Below are 20,019 nucleotides of genomic sequence, written 5' to 3' on the forward strand. Positions count from 1 at the left end.
CGGGTATTTAGTGGATTCATCGACTGCAATAGGCCTGTTCGACGTATTTTTTCTTGCCGTAAGCCGAATAGGTGAAGCACCCGCCTTTGGGACCTAGGTAATAGCCGGGCTTGGGTCGCGAAGAATAACGGCGATTGAATGTGGTTGGGGTTGGCGAGCTTTTGCAACCCTTCCGTTCCCATTCATCTTTTGCTCTCCCCGCCGTTACGGTTTGCCATTGCATATTGCTGGGATCGTCGGCACCGCCACACGCTAAAGCTATGATGTGATCGATGACGTAGCCCGGACAGGCCCCGTAATTTCTTCCATTGGAAGGACAAGGGTTGGCATGTTTAAAAGCGTTTTTTGCGGCTTCGCTGCGTTTTTGTTGGGCTGCCGAGGAAGTTGCCGATATTGCCGACAGTATTGCTATGATCAATATTGCACGTGTCTTCATGCCGTGTGTTTGTTCTGAGTAAAATCTGATAAAGCGCAAAATGCGCCGAGGCCGTTAGTCTCAAGCCGTTGATTTGTCCGGTAGCTGGGCTGCCGATATTATATATACTTCAACCATTTGATTTAATTGAAATTAAAAACCCCTACAAATTGCAGTAGCTAAACAGGCTACTGCCAATATTAGACGCATTTCAATACTGGGACTTTGTGTCGAATCCGCTGTTTAGTTTTCAGTCCACTCCACAAAGGTTTAACACCGCTAAACTGTCCGGCACCGAGTCCTAATCCCTTCGTGGGACTCTCATCCGATTTATCGCGCGTTTTTTCATCAAAACCTACTCCAACTCTAACCATGGGATAGCTAAAATCATACCGGCGATGGGGATAATTTTAATTTGCTGCTATATTTTTTACACCTGCCTATCAACTTCTAAAAACTGCGCACATGAATTATTCAAATCATAATTACAAAAACTCGCTCAGAAACATCGCCTTGGTACTAGGCGGTGCGGCATGGGCGTTATCGCAGTCAGCCAACGCGGACGTGGCCGATATAGTCTCCTCCAACAGTCAGATTGGGGTCCATTTTGTTACAACGGATGTCGATTACACTGAAACTTCTAAAGAGGGGATAAAGGCAGATACTGAAAGAGGTTTTGTTCCAGGGTTTGGAATTTCACTATCCGTTATGAAGAACTTAATAGTCGATAACGCTTACTTTGCTTTTCAGTTCAGCCAGCTGCATGGCGAGACTAATTACGTAGGCTCTAGTAACGTCCCCGTGCCTGTGATTCTTGGCCCAACACTTGGCGCTTATGGGAGTCTAACTCAAAAAAATGATGCCAAGCTGGTCGATTTTAGCGGCAGATTTGGTAAGGGTTTTGAACTTAGCAATTCCTTTATGATTACGCCTTTTGTGGAAGTCGGGCATCACAACTGGAAACGACACATCGATTCCGAAATTCCGATCCTCACAATAGCACCTGCCAGTACTGTTTCAAGAGAAAGCTACAATAACTATTACTACGCATTCGGCTCAATGTTTCAGCTTTCACCAATCAACAAGCTGGTTTTGACTGCCAATGCTATGGTTGGAAGTACGTTTTCATCGACCATGGCCTCTTCCGGCATTAATAATTTCGCCGTTGGCGCAATTGGTAACGATGGAGGAGCCGGGACGCTTCACCTTGGCAGTTCGGTTTTCTATAAAGTAGGCTTGGGCTTGGATTATGCTTTTTACCAAAACTTCCATGTTAACGCGGGAGCAGAATACATAGGATTTGATTACGGTCAGTCCGAGATGTCCGGCCCATCTTCGGCCTACTACGAACCCAAAAGCCAAACAAACTACACCACTGTAAGAGCCGGTTTTGGTTATGCTTTTTAACATCAGTAATTAAGACGTAGCATCTTCATTAACCATCAAGCCGGGTAAAACCGGCTTTTTTGTTCTCGTCTTAGTATCCGTTACGTTTTGAACGAGCCGCCTCCGGACGCAGCCGACAGAATGCAATCGATCGATTGTGTTGAAAAAGGCGGTATTCTGAGAGGAGGAAGTCGGAAGGGCGTTTTGATTGATTGCCGTTGTTTTTCAAAAGCTGGCAGGTGAGTTTTTTGCTTTTTGGTGCATGAATACGACCTCTATTGCCGTTATGCGGGTATCAATTGGGTTACTGGTTCAGCTATTGCCAACCTCTTGGCCATTAGCCTTAGATTTTGGGCTGTCGCCGCCAATAGAAACTCATCTTTGGCATTACTGAATCCTCGTAAACGTAGTTTGTCCATCTTCAAGATAAGTTTGAGATGAGCAAACAGCATTTCGACCTTCTTACGTTCCCGCCGAGATTGTTTGTAAGGGGAGTGTCCCAAATTTTGTGTAAACGGTAGTTTGGTTTAATGGCTAGGGAAGCGATCTTCGAACTGAATACTAAACCGATTCAAAGCGGCTTTCCAATCGTAGACGGGCATGGTCCAATTTTGGCTGATATTGCGCAACGCCAAATAGAGCAGTTTGGAAAAGGCGTCATCACTGGGGAAGACCGCGCGGTTTTTCATGATTTTTCTCAGGCTTCGATTCACCGATTCGATGGTATTGGTGGTGTAGATCACCTTGCGAATCTCGGGCGGATAGTCGAAAAACGGGATGATGTGCCCCCAGTTTCGTCGCCAGATGGGGGCGACCGTGGGATAGGTCTCCAGCCAGTTGGCCTCGAATTCGGTCAGCTTTTGCTCGGCTTCCATGGCGGTGGCGGATTGATAGATGCGCTTGAGGTCGTCGGCAACCGACTGGCGCCTTTTGTAGCTGACATAGTTGAGGCTATAACGGACCAAGTGGACAATACACAGTTGAACGGCCGCCTTGGGAAACACGGTTTTGATAGCCTCCGGAAACCCCTTCAGACCATCGACACAGGCGATAAAGATGTCGTTGACGCCACGGTTCTTGAGTTCGGTGACCACTTGCAACCAAAATTTGGCGCCTTCGCTTTGGGCAATCCATAGCCCCAGCACTTCTTTGTGGCCGTCCAGATTGACGCCGATGGCCAGATAGACGGCCTTGACCCGCACGCTGCCGCTATCGCGCACTTTGGTATGCAGACAGTCGAGGTACACAATCGGGTAAATCGGATCCAGCGGGCGGCTTTGCCAGACGCCCACCTCTTCGAGTACCGCGTCGGTCACCGAGGAAATCAAGGTGGGGGATACCTCGGTGCCGTAAAGCTCGAATAAATGGGCTTGGATTTCCCGTACCGTCAGTCCTCGGGCATATAACGAAATAATCTTATCGTCGAAACCGGTCCAGCGCCGTTGATGCTTAGGAATGATCTGCGGTTCGAATTCGCCATGACGGTCGCGGGGAATCTCGATAGGCAAGTCGCCGAAGTCACCTTTCAGCGTTTTCCGGCTCTTGTGCCCTTTGGGTATTTGCCGTTTCGGGCATTGCTGCTGGCGTTGGTCACCGCCTCATGTTTACCGTGGCACAAGTGCGCGGTCATTTCCGCTTCCAGGGCCCGTTCTACTATCGCTTTGGTCAACTGCTTCCGCAGGCCATCGACACCGATCAGGTCCTCGGGTTTTTGAGAGTGCGACATCAAGGCGTCGAGTAGGTCATCCGGTATGGCTTTTGATGATACGGTCATGGTTTCCTCCTTATCAGAATCGGTAGTTTCCTACCTCAGGGCCGTTTACACAAAAATTCTTACACCCTCCTGCCGATCAGGCAGATAGGTATCTCAACGTGCGCTTTTTCTTTATTTATTGGGGATCGCTGACGCTACGGCAAAATAACATCGCTCCGTTTAATCAAATTGGCGCAAATGTAATCCAATTTCTTCCCATAGTAGCTTGTCCGCATACCTTTTCGGCAGTCGAAATTGACCTCGCCAGTCGCATTTGTGGTGCAGTTAGCATCCCCGCGTCCTGCGAACGATGAAATCCCATCCGCCCAATTCATGCTATCGTGGACCAATTTTAAGGACAAGATCCGACTGAACTGATATGGAAATCCTCATTGCGTCCATCGCCTCGCTGTTTGCCGGCTTAATCGATTCCATCGTCGGCGGTGGCGGCTTGATTCTGGTACCGGCATTATTTGCCACCTTCCCGTCTTCGCCTCCCGCCACGCTATTCGGTACCAATAAATGCGCATCGGTGTGGGGTACCAGTATTGCCACGCTACAATATGCGCGACGCGTTGATATGCGCTGGCGGGTGCTGATTCCCGCCGCCCTATTCGCGCTAGTTGGCGGCTTTAGCGGCGCCTGGACGGTGACGCAAGTCAATCCCGATTTTTTGCGGCGCTTTTTACCGGTCGTGTTATCAGCGGTTTTTATTTATACGCTGGCAAAAAAGAACTTAGGTCATGTACATGCCCCGCTTCATCCCCTCGGTCGCGAGATAGCGATTGCCTGCCTCATCGGCGCTATCGTCGGTTGGTATGACGGATTTTTCGGGCCGGGCACCGGCAGCTTTTTTATTTTCCTGTTCGTTCGCATTTTAGGCTACGACTTTTTAAATGCCTCCGCGGCGGCCAAGTTGCTGAATGTGGCGGCAAACGGCGCCGCACTGCTGCTATTTGCCAGTAAGGGACATGTTTGGTGGCAGCTGGGTTTGATCATGGCCGGCGCGAATATTACCGGCAGTTTGATTGGAACCCGCTTGGCGTTAAAACATGGCCCGTCCTTTGTGCGACGAATTTTTGTAGTTGTGGTCGGATGTTTGATCTTAAAAACCGGCTACGATGCGTTTTTTAGGTAAAATCGAGACTGCTTCCCGCCTCAGTGCCGTCTAGAAGGCTATAGCTTTGCTTATCGTGCCGACGCCCCATGTATTGGCAAAGCAGGACTGACGAATCCGCGATGATTATTCGTCACTACCATAATGGTAATAATGGATAATATGACAGCCCACAGCTTTCGACAGCAAAATTTAAATAGTTAATAGAATTTCCCTTAATCTCCATCAACAAAGTCCTCATCGTGCCGTATCTAGCTTTATCCACCGCCCGTATTCTTCATGCGTGAGCTGAGCATTTCGGCCATTTTGCTGGCATGTTGCGCTTCGGTAGCGGCTCGCGAAACAGCGCCGGAGGATTTAACCAATCTTTCCATCGAGCAACTGCAAAACCTGGAGATCATTAGCGCCTCCAGGCTCGGGCAAAAAGCCAGTCAGGCACCAAGTTCGGTTTCAATATTAACCGCCAGCGACATCCGCACTTTCGGCTGGCGGACCTTGGCGGACGCGCTGAACAGCATGCGCGGCTTGTTTACCAGCAACGACCGCAACTATAGTTACGTCGGCGTACGGGGCTTCATTCAACCCGGCGATTACAATTCACGCGTATTGTTCATGATCGACGGCCAACGCATGAACGAAAACATCTTCGACTCCGCCAATATCGGCCAGGAATTCATGCTGGATATGGATTTGGTGGAGCGTATCGAATTTATCCCTGGCTCCGGCTCCACCATTTACGGCGCCAACGCATTTTTGGGTTTGATCAACGTAATCACCAAGAAAGGTAAAGCGGTGAATGGGGCGCAACTCGCCGGTGAGGTTGCCAGTTTCGACACCTATAAAGGCCGGGTTAGTTACGGCAAACAATTCGACAACGGCGCCGACGTACTGGTTTCGGCATCGCATTACGATACCGGCGGCGTCGAAAACCTGTATTTCCCGGCTTTCGACGCGCCTGACACCAATAACGGCATCGCCCATAACATGGACGCCGAACGCTCGGACCGTTTGTTCGGCAGGATGCAGTTCGAAGAGTTTACCCTGAGCGGCGGTTTTGTCGATCGATACAAGCGCGTACCGACAGCGGCGTACGGCTCCATTTTCAACGACCCCAGATCTCACACTTACGACAGACAGTTTTTCACCAATCTGAAATATGAAAAAGCCCTGAGCGCAAAAACCACGGTTATGGCCAAGGGCTTTTACCAAGGCTACGACTACATGGCCGAAGATCCGTACAACAATCTCGGCAATTACATTTATCACGACCAAAGCAGCGGCCGTTGGTGGGGTGGCGAAGCGCAACTAACGACTAGCGTATTCGATAGACATAGACTACTTTTTGGTTTGGAATATCAATACGACCAAACTCAGCGCCAATTCGGCTATGTTACCCAGCCTTATCAAATCTACCAAGACAGCGACCTTAGCGGCCATCGCGTAGAACTTTACGCCCAAGACGATATTCAGGTACTGGACAATCTGGTATTCAGCGCCGGTCTGCGCTTAGATCAGACCCATATGCTCAAACGTCTACAGCTCAATCCGCGCTTGGGTCTGATTTGGAACCCGCTCGACAGCACCACATTCAAGCTGTTATATAGTTCGACATTTCGCGCGCCACATGCCTGGAATCTGGACTACAACAATTACTACTACGGGCTCAATCCGACACTTCGAGAAGAGCAAATCAAAAGTTACGAAGCCATCGTCGAATGGCATTCGCACGGCGGTCTGAAGATATTGACATCTTTGTTTTACAACGACATTTCGCAATTATTGCAAGCCAATCCGAACACCTATTTGCTGGACAACGTCGGCAGATACCATGCCTACGGCGCGGAATGGGAAGCGGAAAAACGCTGGGACAGCGGCAGAATGTTCAAGGCGTCCTATACCTATAGTCTGTTTACCGACGAAGCCAGGCAAGGCATCTGGGCTTACGGTTCACCGCAAAACATATTCAAACTGCATTATGCCGAGCCGCTGTTCGATAACTTTGTCAAACTCGGTATCGAAAATATTTATATCGGCGACCGCAAGGCTTTTCAGAGCGGCAAGGCCGATGCCTACAATCTGGTCAACCTTAATTTGAGCTCCGATCGATTACTGCACGGTTTGGATGTTTCGTTTGGAGTTTACAACCTATTCGACAGCCATTACGAGATGCTCGTCAACAGCGATAGATATGATTTATTGCACATGAACGGCCGGGAGTTTCGTTTGAAATTGCAACTGACGTATTAGAAGGTGACGATCATGAGCAAAGCGTTCCACCAATCAAAACCCTGGATTGTTTGCCTGGGCGCTGCCTTATGCCTCGCTCAGGGCGCTTTACATGCCGCCAATCAAACGCCGGAGAACGACAACTTACCCGACTTGACCAATCTCAGCGTCGAACAATTGATGACGCTGGACGTAACTTCGGTTATGAAAGTCCCAACTAACGTCAATCAAGTTCCCGCCGCCATTTATGTTCTAAGCAACGAAGAAATTCGCCGGACCGGCGCCACCTCCATTCCCGAGGCTTTACGCGTGGTACCCGGCTTGCACGTTGCCAAGGTGGACGGCAATAAATGGGCTGTTTCCATGCGCGGTTTCAGCAGCCAATTTGCGAATAAGTTACTGGTATTGGTAGACGGCCGCAGCGTCTATAACCCGCTATTTTCCGGGGTGTGGTGGGATCAGCAGGACGTGATGATGGACGACATCGACCGCATCGAAGTGATCCGCGGCCCCGGCGCCAGTCTGTGGGGCGCCAACGCGGTCAACGGCGTAATTAACATCCTCACCAAATCCGCCAAGGACACCCAAGGCGGTCTGCTGGCTGGCAATATCGGCAACCAACGTTACGGCGGCGGCTTGCGTTACGGCGCCGATCTCGGCAACGACGCCTATCTAAAACTCTACGGTCGCCACTCAAACTACAACGATTCGAAAACGCAGGGCTCGGCCAATTCCGCCGCCGACGCCGGCGAGATGAGTAAAATCGGCTTTCGTTACGATAAAGCCATAGACATCACCAATAAATTGACGCTGCAAGGCGATGCATTTCTTGGCGAAAGCGACGGCGCCCTACAAAGCTTTCCGTCACTGTCATCCCATATGACGCCAGTATCGGCACCGCCCTACTCGCAGTTATTACCCACCGATCAGCTATTTTCCGGTCATTTTATACAGGGCCGCTGGGAGCAATATCAAAACGCCGACTCCAACACGGTATTGCGCATGTATTGGGACAGACATAGCCGGAAATCGCCTTATCTGTCTTCCAAATATCAGATAGACAATATCGATGTCGATTTTCAGCACAACTACAGGCTAAACGATAGCCATATGCTGGTCTGGGGCAGCGGCATCCGTTTCAATTTGAATAACTTCCAGGATAGTACGCAGATTGCGATGAGTGCAAACAATCGCACCGACCGCATCTACAGCCTGTTCGCCCAGGACGATATTACGCTGGTACCCGAGCGCTGGCACCTGACTTTGGGCAGTAAACTGGAGCACAACCCGGTCACGCAATTCGAAGTGCAACCCAATGCCCGCTTACTGTGGACGCCCGACGACAAACATTCGTTCTGGGGTTCGGTATCGCGCTCGGTACGCACACCCAATTGGGTGGAACAAAATATTTCTTACGGCTTGCAAATCCGGCCGCAGATAATCGGCGGTAACACGGTACCCGTGCTCCTCAGCTTGACCGGTAACCCGGACGTCTCCGCCGAGAAAATGATCGGCTTCGAATTGGGCTGGCGCGGTCAATTGCATCGCCAACTTAGCGCCGACGTGGCTCTGTACCATTACAGTTACGACGATTACTCCAGTTTGACGCCTAACCTTCATGCCCTCTCCGGCTACATGACTTTGGACTACAACAATTACGGGCATGTGCAAGTCTATGGCGGCGAAGTCAGCGTCGATTGGCAGGCTAGCGAGGGTTGGAAACTCCGCGCCAGCTACAGCCATGAAGAAGAACGATTTCGGCTGGCGCCAATGGCGCCAGCCAATACCACGATGACATCGGGCGACAGTTATCCGGCACATAAAGCCATGCTTTGGTCCATGCATCAACTAACGCCGAAACTTAAACTGGATTTGAATTGGCATTATTCCGACGCCATCGGTATCAGTGGTACGCAAACGAGAGCTTACCAAGAACTGGACGCCCGCCTCGCCTGGGATATGGGCGCGGGTGTGGAACTTGGCGTGGTCGGCCGCAATCTGCTGAATAGCAGTCACTTCGAATACGGCGCCGATATGTTTTCGACGGCCACGGCCGTGCAACGCGAGGTTTACGGCACCTTGCGCTGGCATTTCTAGGCGGCAACGAAACCTCATGCAAATGCCGAACACGCTCCGACTATTGCAAGAAGCCTGCGCTGTGCTGCGCAGTGCTTGCCGCTATTTCGGTCGAACGCGCACCTTATGTTTGAAATCGCGCACATCGGCGGCAACCTTTGCTATTTCCCGTTTTAGCAAGCTGCTGTTATTGCCCTTGCTACTTGCCAGCCCACTCTGTTTTGCCGAAGCGGCCAGTGAAGCGGCGGTAAAAGTGGCGTTTCTTTACAATTTTTTTAAATTTATTGAATGGCCGGAAACCGTTACCGGTCAAAACCGCTACACTTTATGCCTGAGCAACCATACAGATTTCGGCGATCATTTATTGATGTTGGAGGGTAAAGCAGTGAACGGCAAACCCTTGGAGATAATCCGCAATATTTCCGCCAAAGATCTAAAATCCTGCCATATTTTATTCATCGATATTGCCGACAATCCCGGCGATTATGCGCGCGAATTAAAAGGCATGCCGATAGTAACCGTCAGCGATAAACCCGGGTTTATTAACCAGGGCGGCACGATAGGCTTAATTCAAGACGGCAACCGGCTCAGCTTCGAAGTCAATCTCGACATCGCCAATACCGGCAACACGCGTATTAGCGCCCAGTTACTGAAGCTGGCAAAAAATATCGTCACCGACAAATAAACAGCGCCATTCCGATGATATTGCGAAATCGCCCATGATCCGGGACAAACTAGCCAATCTGCCGATGACCTATAAGCTGCAACGCTTGCAGGCCATCACCCTAGCCTTGGCTTTACTATTTACCTTGTTGATAACCAGCTTCACTCATATCTGGCAGGAAAAAGGCGAACTATCCCTTGAAGTACGCTCACTGGGCAAAATGATCGGTTTCAATGCCAACGCGGCCTTGCTGTTCGGCGATACCAAAACCGGCACGGAGATTCTGGCCACCTTGCGCGGCAAGTCGGAAATCATCTCCGCGCAACTTTATAAAAACGATGGCGAAATGTTTGCCCACTATCCGGCCAAGGCCGATCCCGCCAGTTTTCCGCGAACTTTGGCGGACGCGGAGCAACAGCTTAGTCGGCAGGGGCTGATGATATTTAGTCAGGTGATCCTATATCCCTTGCCCGACGATAACGGCGACATCGTCGGCACGCTGCGCTTATTGATTGACTTAAAGCCGATGTGGCGCATGGTGACGATCAGTCTTAGCCAAATTTTTCTGGCCATGCTGGTATCGTTTATGTTGGCGGTGTGGTTCGGCCGACGCTTGGCGGAATCGATCGCCGCGCCGCTGATACGCTTATCGTCCTTAGCCAAACAGGTTTCTGTCGATAATAATTATATGGTGCGGGCGAAAGGCGAAGGCGAAGACGAAATCGGCCAATTAGTCAAAAGCTTCAACCAGATGATCGAACGGGTGCAACAGCGCGATGCCGAACTGGAGAGCCAGCGCGGCACGCTGGAGCGAGAAGTCGACCTGCGTACCGCCGATCTCCGCATGGCCGTTACCGAAGCCCAAGCGGCGAACGTAGCCAAATCTCAATTTTTGGCCACCATGAGCCATGAAATCCGCACGCCGATGAACGGTGTGCTGGGCATGACCGAATTGTTATTGGGTACCGAGTTGGATACTACCCAACGCCAATACGCGGAAACCGTATTCAGTTCCGCGGACTCCCTGCTAACAGTGATTAACGACATTCTGGATTTCTCGAAAATCGAAGCCGGCAAGCTGGAACTGGAAGAAATTGACTTTAATTTGATCAATCTCACCGAGCAACTCACAGCCCTGTTCTTCGAACGCGCCAGCAGCAAAAACATAGAGTTAATTTGCCGGGTGGACAGCAAAGCCCCCAGGGATGTCAGAGGCGACCCCTATCGCCTGCGGCAAATATTGACCAATTTGCTGTCTAATGCCATTAAATTTACCGAAACCGGCTCGGTAAATTTGCACGTCGCGACAGTTTCAGATCAACAATGCGGGACTACCGGCGATATCTGCCTGGAGTTTTGCATCAGCGATACCGGCATAGGCATAACCCAGGACATTCAGTCGAGATTGTTCAAATCGTTTAGTCAGGCCGACGGCTCCACCACCCGTAAATACGGCGGAACCGGGCTGGGCCTGGCCATCAGCAAGGAGTTAAGTGAATTGATGGGCGGCAACATCCAAGTACAAAGTCAACCTAACATCGGCTCGGTGTTTACTTTGCACATCCCGTTGCGCAGAGCCCTGGATACCGTGCCCAGCGCCGTGCCAGGCAGTTCGCTACAGGGCAAACAGGTATTACTGGTCGAAGACAATGCCACCAACGCCAAGATTCTCGAGAACCACTTGGCTCATTTCGGTATGTATACCCGCATTGCCCAAAATGGCATTCATGCCCTGGAAATTCTGGACCAATCGGCTCGCCTGGGCTTGTTTTACGATATCGCCGTGCTCGATATGAAAATGACGGGAATGAACGGCGCGGAGTTGAGCCAACAGATGCGCCGCGACAGCCGATTTAACGGAATACGCATAGTAATAATCACGTCGAGCAGCGAAGAAGAGATACTAGCCAAGATTAGAAACAGCAACTGCGATCTCTATTTGAACAAACCCTTGCATCGGCGCACCCTGGAAGACGCCTTGCTGGCATTGCTCGGCCAAAAACCGCAAGCAATCGCCTGTACGGAGCCTGAACCATCAACCATAAGAATTCTGCTGGCCGAAGACAATCCGGTCAATCAGAAAGTCTGCAGCGCCATGCTGCGCCAGCTCGGCTACAGTCTACTGCTGGCAAATAGCGGCCGCGAAGTTCTGGACATTATCGGCCGCGAACCGGTTGATTTAATCCTGATGGATTGCATGATGCCGGGAATGGATGGTTACACCGCTACCCAACATATCCGGGATCGGGAGCGCGTCGGCGGCTTTCGCCGAATACCGATTATCGCTCTGACTGCAAATGCCATGGAAGGCGATCGGGAGCGCTGCCTACTGGCGGGCATGGACGATTATCTTAGCAAGCCTATTTTACAAAAAACCTTGCACGAAAAGATTCTATCGCTGGTTGCCGTCGTCGCGGAATCGCCGGCCACCGCGCCGACTATTCCCGACCTGAACCCGCCGGTCGCTAAACTCGATCCATCGCCGTTAAATACGCTCCGCCAGATCGGCGGCGACACACTCGTCAATGACGTATTGCGTTTATTCCGCGACAATGCCGAGCAACAAATTGCCAAACTGACTAGCGCCTTGCTTGCTAGAGATAGCGATGCCGTACGTGAAGCCGCGCATAGTTTAAAATCGGCGGCCGCCAATATCGGCGCGGTTTATCTGACAGAACTGGCACGCAAGCTGGAGAACACTGCGCGCGACAATACCCTGCAATTCGACAGCCGGCTTGCCGAAAATTTGCAAAGCGAATATAAAGAAATTCTTCAGCGGCTTACGCAACTCAGACCTTAACGATGGAACGATTACCTGCACACAGCCTGATCTTAGCGATAGACGACGACGATATGGTGCGTCTGATGTTGCAAGACATTCTGCAACGAGAAGCTTTCGAAGTTATCTGTGCCGCAACCGGCCGGCAAGGTTTGGAACTGGTCTCGGAAAAACGCCCCAACTTAGTATTGCTGGATGTGATGTTGCCGGACACCAATGGTTTCGACTGCCTGCAAACCATCAGAAACATGCCTGGAAACGCCATGTTGCCCGTGGTGATGCTGACCGGCATGGACGATCTGGATTCCGTGAATAAGGCTTTTCAATTGGGCGCGACGGATTTTATCGCCAAGCCTATCAACTGGCCGACCCTGCCGCACCGCTTACGCTATTTACTCCGCGCTGTCGCGACACTGGAAGAGCTGGCAAAAAGCGAGGCCGAGCTACGTAAAGCACAAAAAATCGCGCAGCTGGGCAGTTGGGATTGGTGCGTGGCAACCGACAACATGCAGTGGTCGGAAGAGGTGTTCAATATTCTCGGCGTCAGCCGCCACACCTTCGAACACAAACGCCACGATTTATTTAAATCGGTGCACCCGTCGGAAGTCGGCAAACTTCAACAAGCCATCGAATTGTGTCTACGCAGCAAACACAATTTTCGCCTGGAACTGCCTATTACCCATGGGAACGGCGCTAATCATGTGGTGCATATCCAAGGCGAAGCCATCCTCGAAGGTCAACGGGTCACGCATATCCACGGCACGGTGCAAGATATCACCGAGCGTCGGCATATCGAGGAACGGGTAAGATTTTTATCCTATTACGACCCGTTAACCGGCTTGCCGAACCGGACCTTGTACAAGGAAATCCTGGCGCAGGCGATGGCTTATTGCAATCGCCACGGCACCGTGTTGTCGACCTTGTTTATCAGCATCGACCGTTTCAAACGCATCAACGAGACACTGGGCCCCAAAATCGGCGACCAGGTCTTGAAAATGTTTGCCGACCGCGTAGTGGCCGAGCTAAGGGATTGCGACTATATCTCGACCAATGCGGATTACGAATTGGCCGGCATGACCGTATCGCGGCTGGGCGGCAACGAATTTACCGTGCTGCTGAATCATATCCAGGACACGCGCGACAGTGTAAAAGTCGCCAAACGTATTTTTCATGCCATGCAGCAAGCGTTTACCGTGGATCACACAGAACTGTTTGTGGGCATCAATATCGGGATAGCGGTTTATCCCGGCGACGGCCAGGATGAAGACAGCTTTATCAAGAATGGCGAGTTTGCGATGAATCATGCCAGCGAACACGGCCATAACAATTATCAATTTTTCAGTAAATCGCTCAACGTCGCGGCGTTTCATAAACTGGCGATGGAAAACAGTCTGCGCCGCGCCATCGAACGCAACGAACTGCAACTGTATTACCAAGCCAAGATCAACCTGCGCCGGCAAAAAGTGATCGGTTGCGAAGCCTTAATCCGCTGGCAACATCCTGAGTTAGGCTTGATTGCGCCATCGCAGTTTATTCCGATAGCCGAAGATTCCGGCCTGATTGCCCAAATCAGCGACTGGGTGCTGGAGAAGGCCAGCCGGCAAACCTTGGCCTGGCAACAGAACGGGCTCTGTCAAGGTTTGGTAATGGCGGTCAATGTGTCCGCCAATCAATTTCGCCAATACGGCTTTGGCAATCATGTGCGCGAGTTATTGTCCAATATTGGCTTGGAAGCTAGCTATCTGAAGCTGGAATTGACTGAAACCATTTTATTGGATCATATCGAGGAGACCTTAGTCACATTGCGCGATTTACAGGCCTTGGGCGTGAAAATCAGCATCGACGACTTCGGCACGGGTTATTCATCCTTGTCCTATCTAAAGAAACTACCAATTTCCGAATTGAAAGTGGATCACTGTTTCATTCGCGATTTGCCGCATAACGAAGACGATATGGCAATAACCGCCGCGATATTGGCATTGGCCGATGCACTTGGCTTGGAGGTGGTTGCCGAAGGCGTCGAGAACGAAAGACAGGCCAAATTTCTGTTGGACAGCGGTTGCGAAGTGGTACAGGGCTTTTTATTCAACCGACCGATGCCGGCCGATGAATTTGCGGCTTTTGTGCGGAAATTCGACTCGCAATTAGTGCTAAGCAGCGACGTATGACATGACGGCAAGACCGCGTATTCTGGTAGTCGACGACGACCCGATGATCCGCTTGCTGGTCAATCAAGTATTGCTGGCAAACGGCTACCAGGTAATTGAAGCGCAACACGGCCGGGAAGGACTGGCGATATTTAACGCACTCGCACCGGACCTGGTTTTGCTGGATGTGATGATGCCGGAAATGGACGGCTTTAGTTGCCTGACAGGGATGCGCGCCGCGTCGCAAAAAGTGCCTATCGTGATGATGACGGCGATAGAAGATACGCAAGCCGTCGAAGATGCGTTCCGGCTGGGCGCCACCGATTTTATCGGTAAACCCATACAATGGCCGCTGCTGCCGCACCGTATCAGTTACGTATTGCGCTCGCATCGCACGACCCAAACCCTGATCGAGCAACAAAAGCTGCTTAAGCAAAGCGAGCAACGCTTTCGTGATTTGGTGGAAAGTATCGGTAGCGAGTACTTTCTTTACTCTCACGATGCCGGTTGCATTTTCACGTATCTAGGCCCTTCGGTAGAGCATATTCTCGGCTACAAACCGGATGAGTTACTGCTGAACTGTTTCGACATTGTCACCGACAATCCGATCAATCAACTGGCCAGAGCCTATACCGCACAATGCCTGGCCGGCATCAAGCCCGCCAACTACGAAGTGGAAGTACGGTGTAAAGACGGCAGCCTGCGCTTATTGAACCTCAACGAATCGCCAATGTTCGACTCGGCGCAACGGGTGATTGCGGTAAACGGTTTGGCGCATGACATTACCGAAATGCGACGTACCCAATCGGCGCTGGCGGACAGCGAAGAACGCTTACGCCTGTCCATGCAAGCCGCCAAACAAGGCTTTTACGATCTGAACCCACTAACCGGATCCCTGATCGTCAATACCGAATATGCCAGCATGCTGGGCTACGACGCAACGAATTTCGAAGCCAGCCTCAATGCGTGGAAAAAACGCTTACACCCCGATGACCGGTCACGGGCTCTCGATACATTCCAAGGCTACATTGCCGGCGAGCTTAAGGAATACCGTTCGGAATATCGGCAACGTTGCGCCGATGGCGCTTGGAAATGGATACTGTCCATAGGCAGTATCGTCGAACGCGATGCAGCCGGCCTGCCGCTAAGGATGCTAGGCACTCATACCGATATTACCGATAGCAAAATCGCCGCCGAACGTCTGCATCTGCTGGCCAAGGTGTTCGAGAACAGCGGCGAGGCGATCTTTTTATGCACACCGGACATCCGCGTCGTATCCAGTAACCGGGCTTATAGCAATATCACCGGCTACCGCGCCGAAGAAGTCTTGGGGGAAATGCCGTCGATGCTGGACGCAAAGCATCTGGATCCACACCACTATCAACGCATTTGGCAGGCGCTCCGCGAAAACGGTTATTGGCAAGGCGAAGTCTGGGACACCCGCAAAAACGGCGAACGCTATCCGGCGTGGCTTGGCGTTTCCGTCACCTATAACAGTGAAGGCGCGGTTAGCCATTACATCGGTATTTTCTCCGACATTACCGAGCGTAAAGCGGTGGAAGCGCAAATTGAATACCTTGCGCGCCACGATCCCTTGACCAATCTGCCGAATCGCACCTTGTTGCGTGACCGCTTCGATCAAGCCATAGCTCACGCCGTGCGCAATTCCAGCCTGGTAGGTTTACTGTTCCTGGATCTGGACCATTTTAAAAACATCAACGACACCATGGGCCACGACGTCGGCGACCGCTTGCTGCAAGGCATTGCCGAGCGCTTGGTGCAATGCGTGCGCGAAGTGGATACGGTTTGCCGGCAAGGCGGCGATGAATTCATCATCATCCTCACCGATATACCCGATATCGAGACCATCACCCAAATCGCGCTGAAAATACTCGACCAGTTGAATCAACCATTTCTGATCGAAGGCGTCACCTTATGCACCTCGTTTAGCATAGGCATCAGTTTGTATCCTAACGATGGCTTGAATTTTCACGGTTTGCTGAATAAAGCCGACACGGCGATGTACGCGGCAAAAAACGAGGGCCGCAACACGTTCCGTTTTTTTTCGCACGACATGAACTTGGCTTCGATCGAGCGAATGAATATCGAGAACGGTCTGCGCCTGGCTTTGAAGCACAACGAATTCCGGCTGCACTACCAACCGCAATATGCCATTCGCGAGAATAAAATAATCGGTGCGGAGGCTTTGCTGCGCTGGCAGCCGGAACGAGGCCCGATGATTCCGCCGGCCAAATTTATCCCGATTGCCGAAGATAATGGCCTGATCGTACCGATAGGCGACTGGGTGTTGCGCGAAGCCTGCCGGCAAAATAAAGCCTGGCACGATGCCGGCTTGCAACTGCTGATTACTGTCAACATCTCGGCCTTGCAGTTTAAACGCGGCGATTTGCTGGCATCGGTGAAGACAGCGCTGGCCGAGTCCGGCCTAGCGCCGCAATATTTGGAATTGGAATTGACCGAGTCGGTACTCATGTTCGATACCAAGGTGGTAATCAACACTATCGCCCAATTACGAGATTTGGGCGTCAGCTTTGCCATCGACGACTTCGGGACCGGTTATTCATCGCTCAGCTATCTGAAACGCTTTGCAGTGAATAAACTAAAAATCGATCAATCTTTTATTCGGGATTTGTGTTCCGGCAAAGCCGAAGACGCCGCCATCGTGGAAGCCATTGTGAAATTAGGCGACACGCTAGGCCTGCTAACGCTGGCCGAGGGCGTGGAAACGCGCGAACAAGCGGATCAACTCGAACAACTCGGCTGCCGCAAAGCCCAAGGGTATTATTGGAACCAACCGCTACCCGCCGACAAATTCGCCCGGCTGTTTAATCCCGGCGCTTAATATCCGCCCTGCTTAAAATAATTGCCAAATTGGGGCGGCACCGTCCGGTAAAGCCGCCAGCCGGCCGAGCTCCAACCATTGATTGCCGGGCGCATGAAAATCCGAACCTACAGATGCCCGTAACTGATGTTTAGTCGCATGCAAATAACTCAAGCGGATATCGTCGACGCTGGCCCGGCCGGTCACCACTTCTATGCCCTCGCCTCCCGCCGTCTTAAAAGCCACTAAAGCCTTGTTTATCCATTTTGTACTGAGTTTATAACGCAAGGGATGCGCCAATACCGCGACACCGCCGGCATCCCTGATCCAGCCGACACAGTCGGCCAGACTGGCCCACACCGTCGGCACATAAGCCGGCTTACCCTTGCTTAAATAACGATCGAAGGCATCCTGCGCGGTTTCGGCATAACCTCGGCTAACCAGAAAATCGGCAAAATGCAGCCGGGTAATTTCGCCATTGCCCGCTACGTCCTTCAGTGTCGAGTAAGCATCGGCTATGCCCTTCTTCGCCAGTTTTTCGGCAATTTTTTGCGCGCGCTGATCGCGAATCAGTTGTTGCTTGGCAATACCCTCAAGCAACTGCGGATGCTGCGGATCGATATTTAAACCGACGATATGCAGGCAATGGCTTTCGAAACTAGCAGAAAGCTCGATACCCGGAATCAGCCGGATTCCGGCGCATTCAGCGGCCTGAGTGGCTTCCCGCAAACCCGCGGTAGTGTCGTGATCGGTCAAGGCCAACGCGGTAACGCCGTGTTGTTGGGCGCGCAACACCAGTTCGGTCGGGGATAAGGCGCCGTCCGACGCGGTGGAATGGCTGTGTAAATCATATATATCCGACACTATTGATAATCACCGTAAAGTTTGGCGTATAAGCCGTTTTGTTGGATCAAGGTATCGTGTTTGCCTTGTTCGCAAATTCGGCCCTGTTCGAAAACATACACATGATCGGCCTGTTTCACGGCGCTGAGCCTATGGGCAATGATGATAGTCGTGCGGCCTTCCAGGAACGTATTCAAGGCCTGATGTAGTTTGTACTCGGTTTCGCTGTCCAGCGCCGAGGTGGCCTCGTCGAGAATCACCACCGCCGGTTGGCTGACGATCATCCGCGCGATAGCCAGCCGTTGCCGCTGGCCGCCGGACAGGCGCATACCCTGCCGGCCAACTACGGTATCGAGACCCTGCGGCTGCTCCTCGACCGTGAGTTTCATCTGGGCGATGTCCAACGCGCGCCACAGTTCCGCGTCGGCGATCTCGCGGCCCAAGGTCAGGTTTGCGCGTATCGTATCGTTTAACAAGGCCGGATGCTGCAATACCGTCGCCACATGTTCGCGCACCACGTCCAAGCCGATCCTATCCAAGGGTACGCCATCGAAATAAATCATGCCGCTACCAGGCGGATACAGACCGATTAAGGTTTGCGCCAAGGTGGATTTGCCACCGCCGCTGGCGCCGACCAGTGCGATTTTTTCGCCGGCCGGAATCGTCAGATTGATGCCGTTCAAAACCGGTTCGTCTTTATAACTGAAATGCAGATCCTTGACGCTGACCGACACTGTCTTATGCCCGGTAAACGGATTTTCCAGATGCGGATAATAGGGTTCGCGTTGCAACAAGGTCAGTTTGTTAACCCTGGATAGGGCCGCCTTGGCGGCGTAAAAAGACTGCTGAATGCTGAGTATCTCTTGCACCGGCGCCATCATGAACCAGAGATAACCGAATACCGCCAGCATTTCGCCTATGGTCAAGTTGGAATACAACACCATCAGCATCGCGGTCGCCCGGAAAATATCGAAACCGAATAAAAAGGTCAAAAAACTCAGGCGCACCGTCGCGTCGCTTTTCCAGGCATACACCGTAGAATGATTTTTCACCGCCAGTGCACTGCCTATCAGCTGTTGGCAATAATGTTCCTCCCGGTTACTGGCGCGGATCTGATGAATCGCTTCCAGGGTTTCGCTCAAGGCTTGCTGGAATATCGCATAGGCTTTGTTTTCATTGGCCTTTAATTCCTTCACTCTGGAGCCTATGGCTCTGGCCAGATAAATCACCAGCGGATTCAAAAAAATTATGAACAAACCCAGCTGCCAATGCATCCACAGTAAAATCAATGCTGTACCGAACACCGTCAGCACCGCCACCAACAACTTGCTGATCGTGGTGCCGATAAAATTATCCAGTGTGTCCAAGTCGGTCACCATATGCGAACTGACCGTACCGCTACCCAGGCTTTCGTATTCGGACATCGAAATATGCTGCAAATGTTTCACCAGACTTTCACGAATACGAAAGATCACATCCTTGGCGATATTGGAAAATTGCCGGGTTTGAATAATGTTCAACACCAACGCAAACAACCGCAGCAGCAAACTGATCAACAAAATGATCGCGATATACACCATGGGTTGCCGCCACTCACTTGGCAACCAGGGATCGAGATTCCGCAGCACCATACCCGGATGATGCAGTAATACTTCGTCGACCAACAAAGGCATCAATAGAGGTACCGGTACGCTGGCTGCCGTTGCCAATATTGCAATCAAATGCCCGTTGATCAGTTGTTTTTTATGCTGTAAGGCGATGCGGTATATGT

At 51.5% G+C, this 20,019-nt stretch carries 11 protein-coding genes and 2 pseudogenes; 8 read left to right on the forward strand and 5 right to left on the reverse strand.

Annotated elements, in window-relative coordinates; all coding sequences use genetic code 11:
• Nucleotides 1–16 precede the first annotated feature (16 nt).
• Nucleotides 17–436, reverse strand: coding sequence for an HNH endonuclease signature motif containing protein (locus tag ACH50O_RS08445; protein WP_446811579.1), 420 nt, complete (start codon nucleotides 434–436; stop codon nucleotides 17–19).
• A gap of 444 nt (nucleotides 437–880) precedes the next feature.
• On the opposite strand from ACH50O_RS08445, the gene ACH50O_RS08450 reads away from it, so the two are divergent.
• Nucleotides 881–1,822: an outer membrane protein gene (locus ACH50O_RS08450; protein WP_446811580.1), complete on the forward strand. Its 942-nt coding sequence runs from the start codon at nucleotides 881–883 to the stop codon at nucleotides 1,820–1,822.
• Nucleotides 1,823–2,085: 263 nt separating this feature from the next.
• On the opposite strand, the pseudogene ACH50O_RS08455 reads toward ACH50O_RS08450, so the two are convergent.
• Together ACH50O_RS08455 and ACH50O_RS08460 are read right to left on the reverse strand one after the other, a co-directional pair.
• A pseudogene (locus tag ACH50O_RS08455) lies at nucleotides 2,086–2,289 on the reverse strand (transposase); the annotation flags it as partial.
• Between the two features lie 39 nt (nucleotides 2,290–2,328).
• A pseudogene (locus ACH50O_RS08460) lies at nucleotides 2,329–3,575 on the reverse strand (IS256 family transposase).
• Nucleotides 3,576–3,933: 358 nt separating this feature from the next.
• Here ACH50O_RS08460 and ACH50O_RS08465 point away from each other — a divergent pair.
• The 7 genes from ACH50O_RS08465 to ACH50O_RS08495 all read left to right on the forward strand — a co-directional run bounded on the left by ACH50O_RS08465 (nucleotide 3,934) and on the right by ACH50O_RS08495 (nucleotide 17,426).
• Nucleotides 3,934–4,692, forward strand: coding sequence for a TSUP family transporter (locus tag ACH50O_RS08465; RefSeq protein ID WP_446811581.1), 759 nt, complete (start codon nucleotides 3,934–3,936; stop codon nucleotides 4,690–4,692).
• Between the two features lie 258 nt (nucleotides 4,693–4,950).
• Complete coding sequence (locus ACH50O_RS08470; protein WP_446811582.1) at nucleotides 4,951–6,918, forward strand: TonB-dependent receptor plug domain-containing protein; 1,968 nt, start codon at nucleotides 4,951–4,953, stop codon at nucleotides 6,916–6,918.
• A gap of 12 nt (nucleotides 6,919–6,930) precedes the next feature.
• Nucleotides 6,931–8,994, forward strand: a complete 2,064-nt coding sequence (locus tag ACH50O_RS08475) for a TonB-dependent receptor plug domain-containing protein (protein ID WP_446811583.1) — start codon at nucleotides 6,931–6,933, stop codon at nucleotides 8,992–8,994.
• A 16-nt stretch (nucleotides 8,995–9,010) separates the two neighbouring features.
• The gene (locus ACH50O_RS08480) at nucleotides 9,011–9,658 is read left to right on the forward strand and encodes a YfiR family protein (protein ID WP_446811584.1); all 648 of its coding nucleotides are present in this window, start codon (nucleotides 9,011–9,013) and stop codon (nucleotides 9,656–9,658) included.
• Between the two features lie 34 nt (nucleotides 9,659–9,692).
• Nucleotides 9,693–12,437, forward strand: a complete 2,745-nt coding sequence (locus tag ACH50O_RS08485) for a response regulator (protein WP_446811585.1) — start codon at nucleotides 9,693–9,695, stop codon at nucleotides 12,435–12,437.
• A 2-nt stretch (nucleotides 12,438–12,439) separates the two neighbouring features.
• Nucleotides 12,440–14,584: a two-component system response regulator gene (locus ACH50O_RS08490; protein ID WP_446811586.1), complete on the forward strand. Its 2,145-nt coding sequence runs from the start codon at nucleotides 12,440–12,442 to the stop codon at nucleotides 14,582–14,584.
• Between the two features lies 1 nt (nucleotide 14,585).
• Complete coding sequence (locus tag ACH50O_RS08495) at nucleotides 14,586–17,426, forward strand: EAL domain-containing protein (protein WP_446811587.1); 2,841 nt, start codon at nucleotides 14,586–14,588, stop codon at nucleotides 17,424–17,426.
• Between the two features lie 12 nt (nucleotides 17,427–17,438).
• On the opposite strand, the gene ACH50O_RS08500 is transcribed toward ACH50O_RS08495, so the two are convergent.
• Both ACH50O_RS08500 and ACH50O_RS08505 read right to left on the reverse strand, forming a co-directional pair.
• A complete protein-coding gene (locus tag ACH50O_RS08500; protein WP_446811588.1) occupies nucleotides 17,439–18,269 on the reverse strand; it encodes a PHP domain-containing protein in 831 nt (276 codons plus the stop codon).
• The gene (locus ACH50O_RS08505) at nucleotides 18,269–19,921 is read right to left on the reverse strand and encodes an ABC transporter ATP-binding protein (RefSeq protein ID WP_446812128.1); all 1,653 of its coding nucleotides are present in this window, start codon (nucleotides 19,919–19,921) and stop codon (nucleotides 18,269–18,271) included. Before ACH50O_RS08505 ends, ACH50O_RS08500 begins: the two co-directional genes overlap by 1 nt.
• Nucleotides 19,922–20,019 lie beyond the last annotated feature (98 nt).

It is taken from the genome of Methylomonas sp. 2BW1-5-20, assembly GCF_052474515.1.

Bases quoted from the DNA above. Each gene is read 5' to 3' on its own strand.
- ACH50O_RS08470 (WP_446811582.1), top strand. From the start codon at position 4,951: ATGCGTGAGCTGAGCATTTCGGCCATTTTGCTGGCATGTTGCGCTTCG.
- ACH50O_RS08475 (WP_446811583.1), top strand. From the start codon at position 6,931: ATGAGCAAAGCGTTCCACCAATCAAAACCCTGGATTGTTTGCCTGGGC.
- ACH50O_RS08485 (WP_446811585.1), top strand. From the start codon at position 9,693: ATGATCCGGGACAAACTAGCCAATCTGCCGATGACCTATAAGCTGCAA.
- ACH50O_RS08445 (WP_446811579.1), bottom strand. From the start codon at position 436: ATGAAGACACGTGCAATATTGATCATAGCAATACTGTCGGCAATATCG.
- ACH50O_RS08450 (WP_446811580.1), top strand. From the start codon at position 881: ATGAATTATTCAAATCATAATTACAAAAACTCGCTCAGAAACATCGCC.
- ACH50O_RS08490 (WP_446811586.1), top strand. From the start codon at position 12,440: ATGGAACGATTACCTGCACACAGCCTGATCTTAGCGATAGACGACGAC.
- ACH50O_RS08465 (WP_446811581.1), top strand. From the start codon at position 3,934: ATGGAAATCCTCATTGCGTCCATCGCCTCGCTGTTTGCCGGCTTAATC.
- ACH50O_RS08480 (WP_446811584.1), top strand. From the start codon at position 9,011: ATGCAAATGCCGAACACGCTCCGACTATTGCAAGAAGCCTGCGCTGTG.
- ACH50O_RS08495 (WP_446811587.1), top strand. From the start codon at position 14,586: ATGACGGCAAGACCGCGTATTCTGGTAGTCGACGACGACCCGATGATC.
- ACH50O_RS08505 (WP_446812128.1), bottom strand. From the start codon at position 19,921: ATGCCTTTGTTGGTCGACGAAGTATTACTGCATCATCCGGGTATGGTG.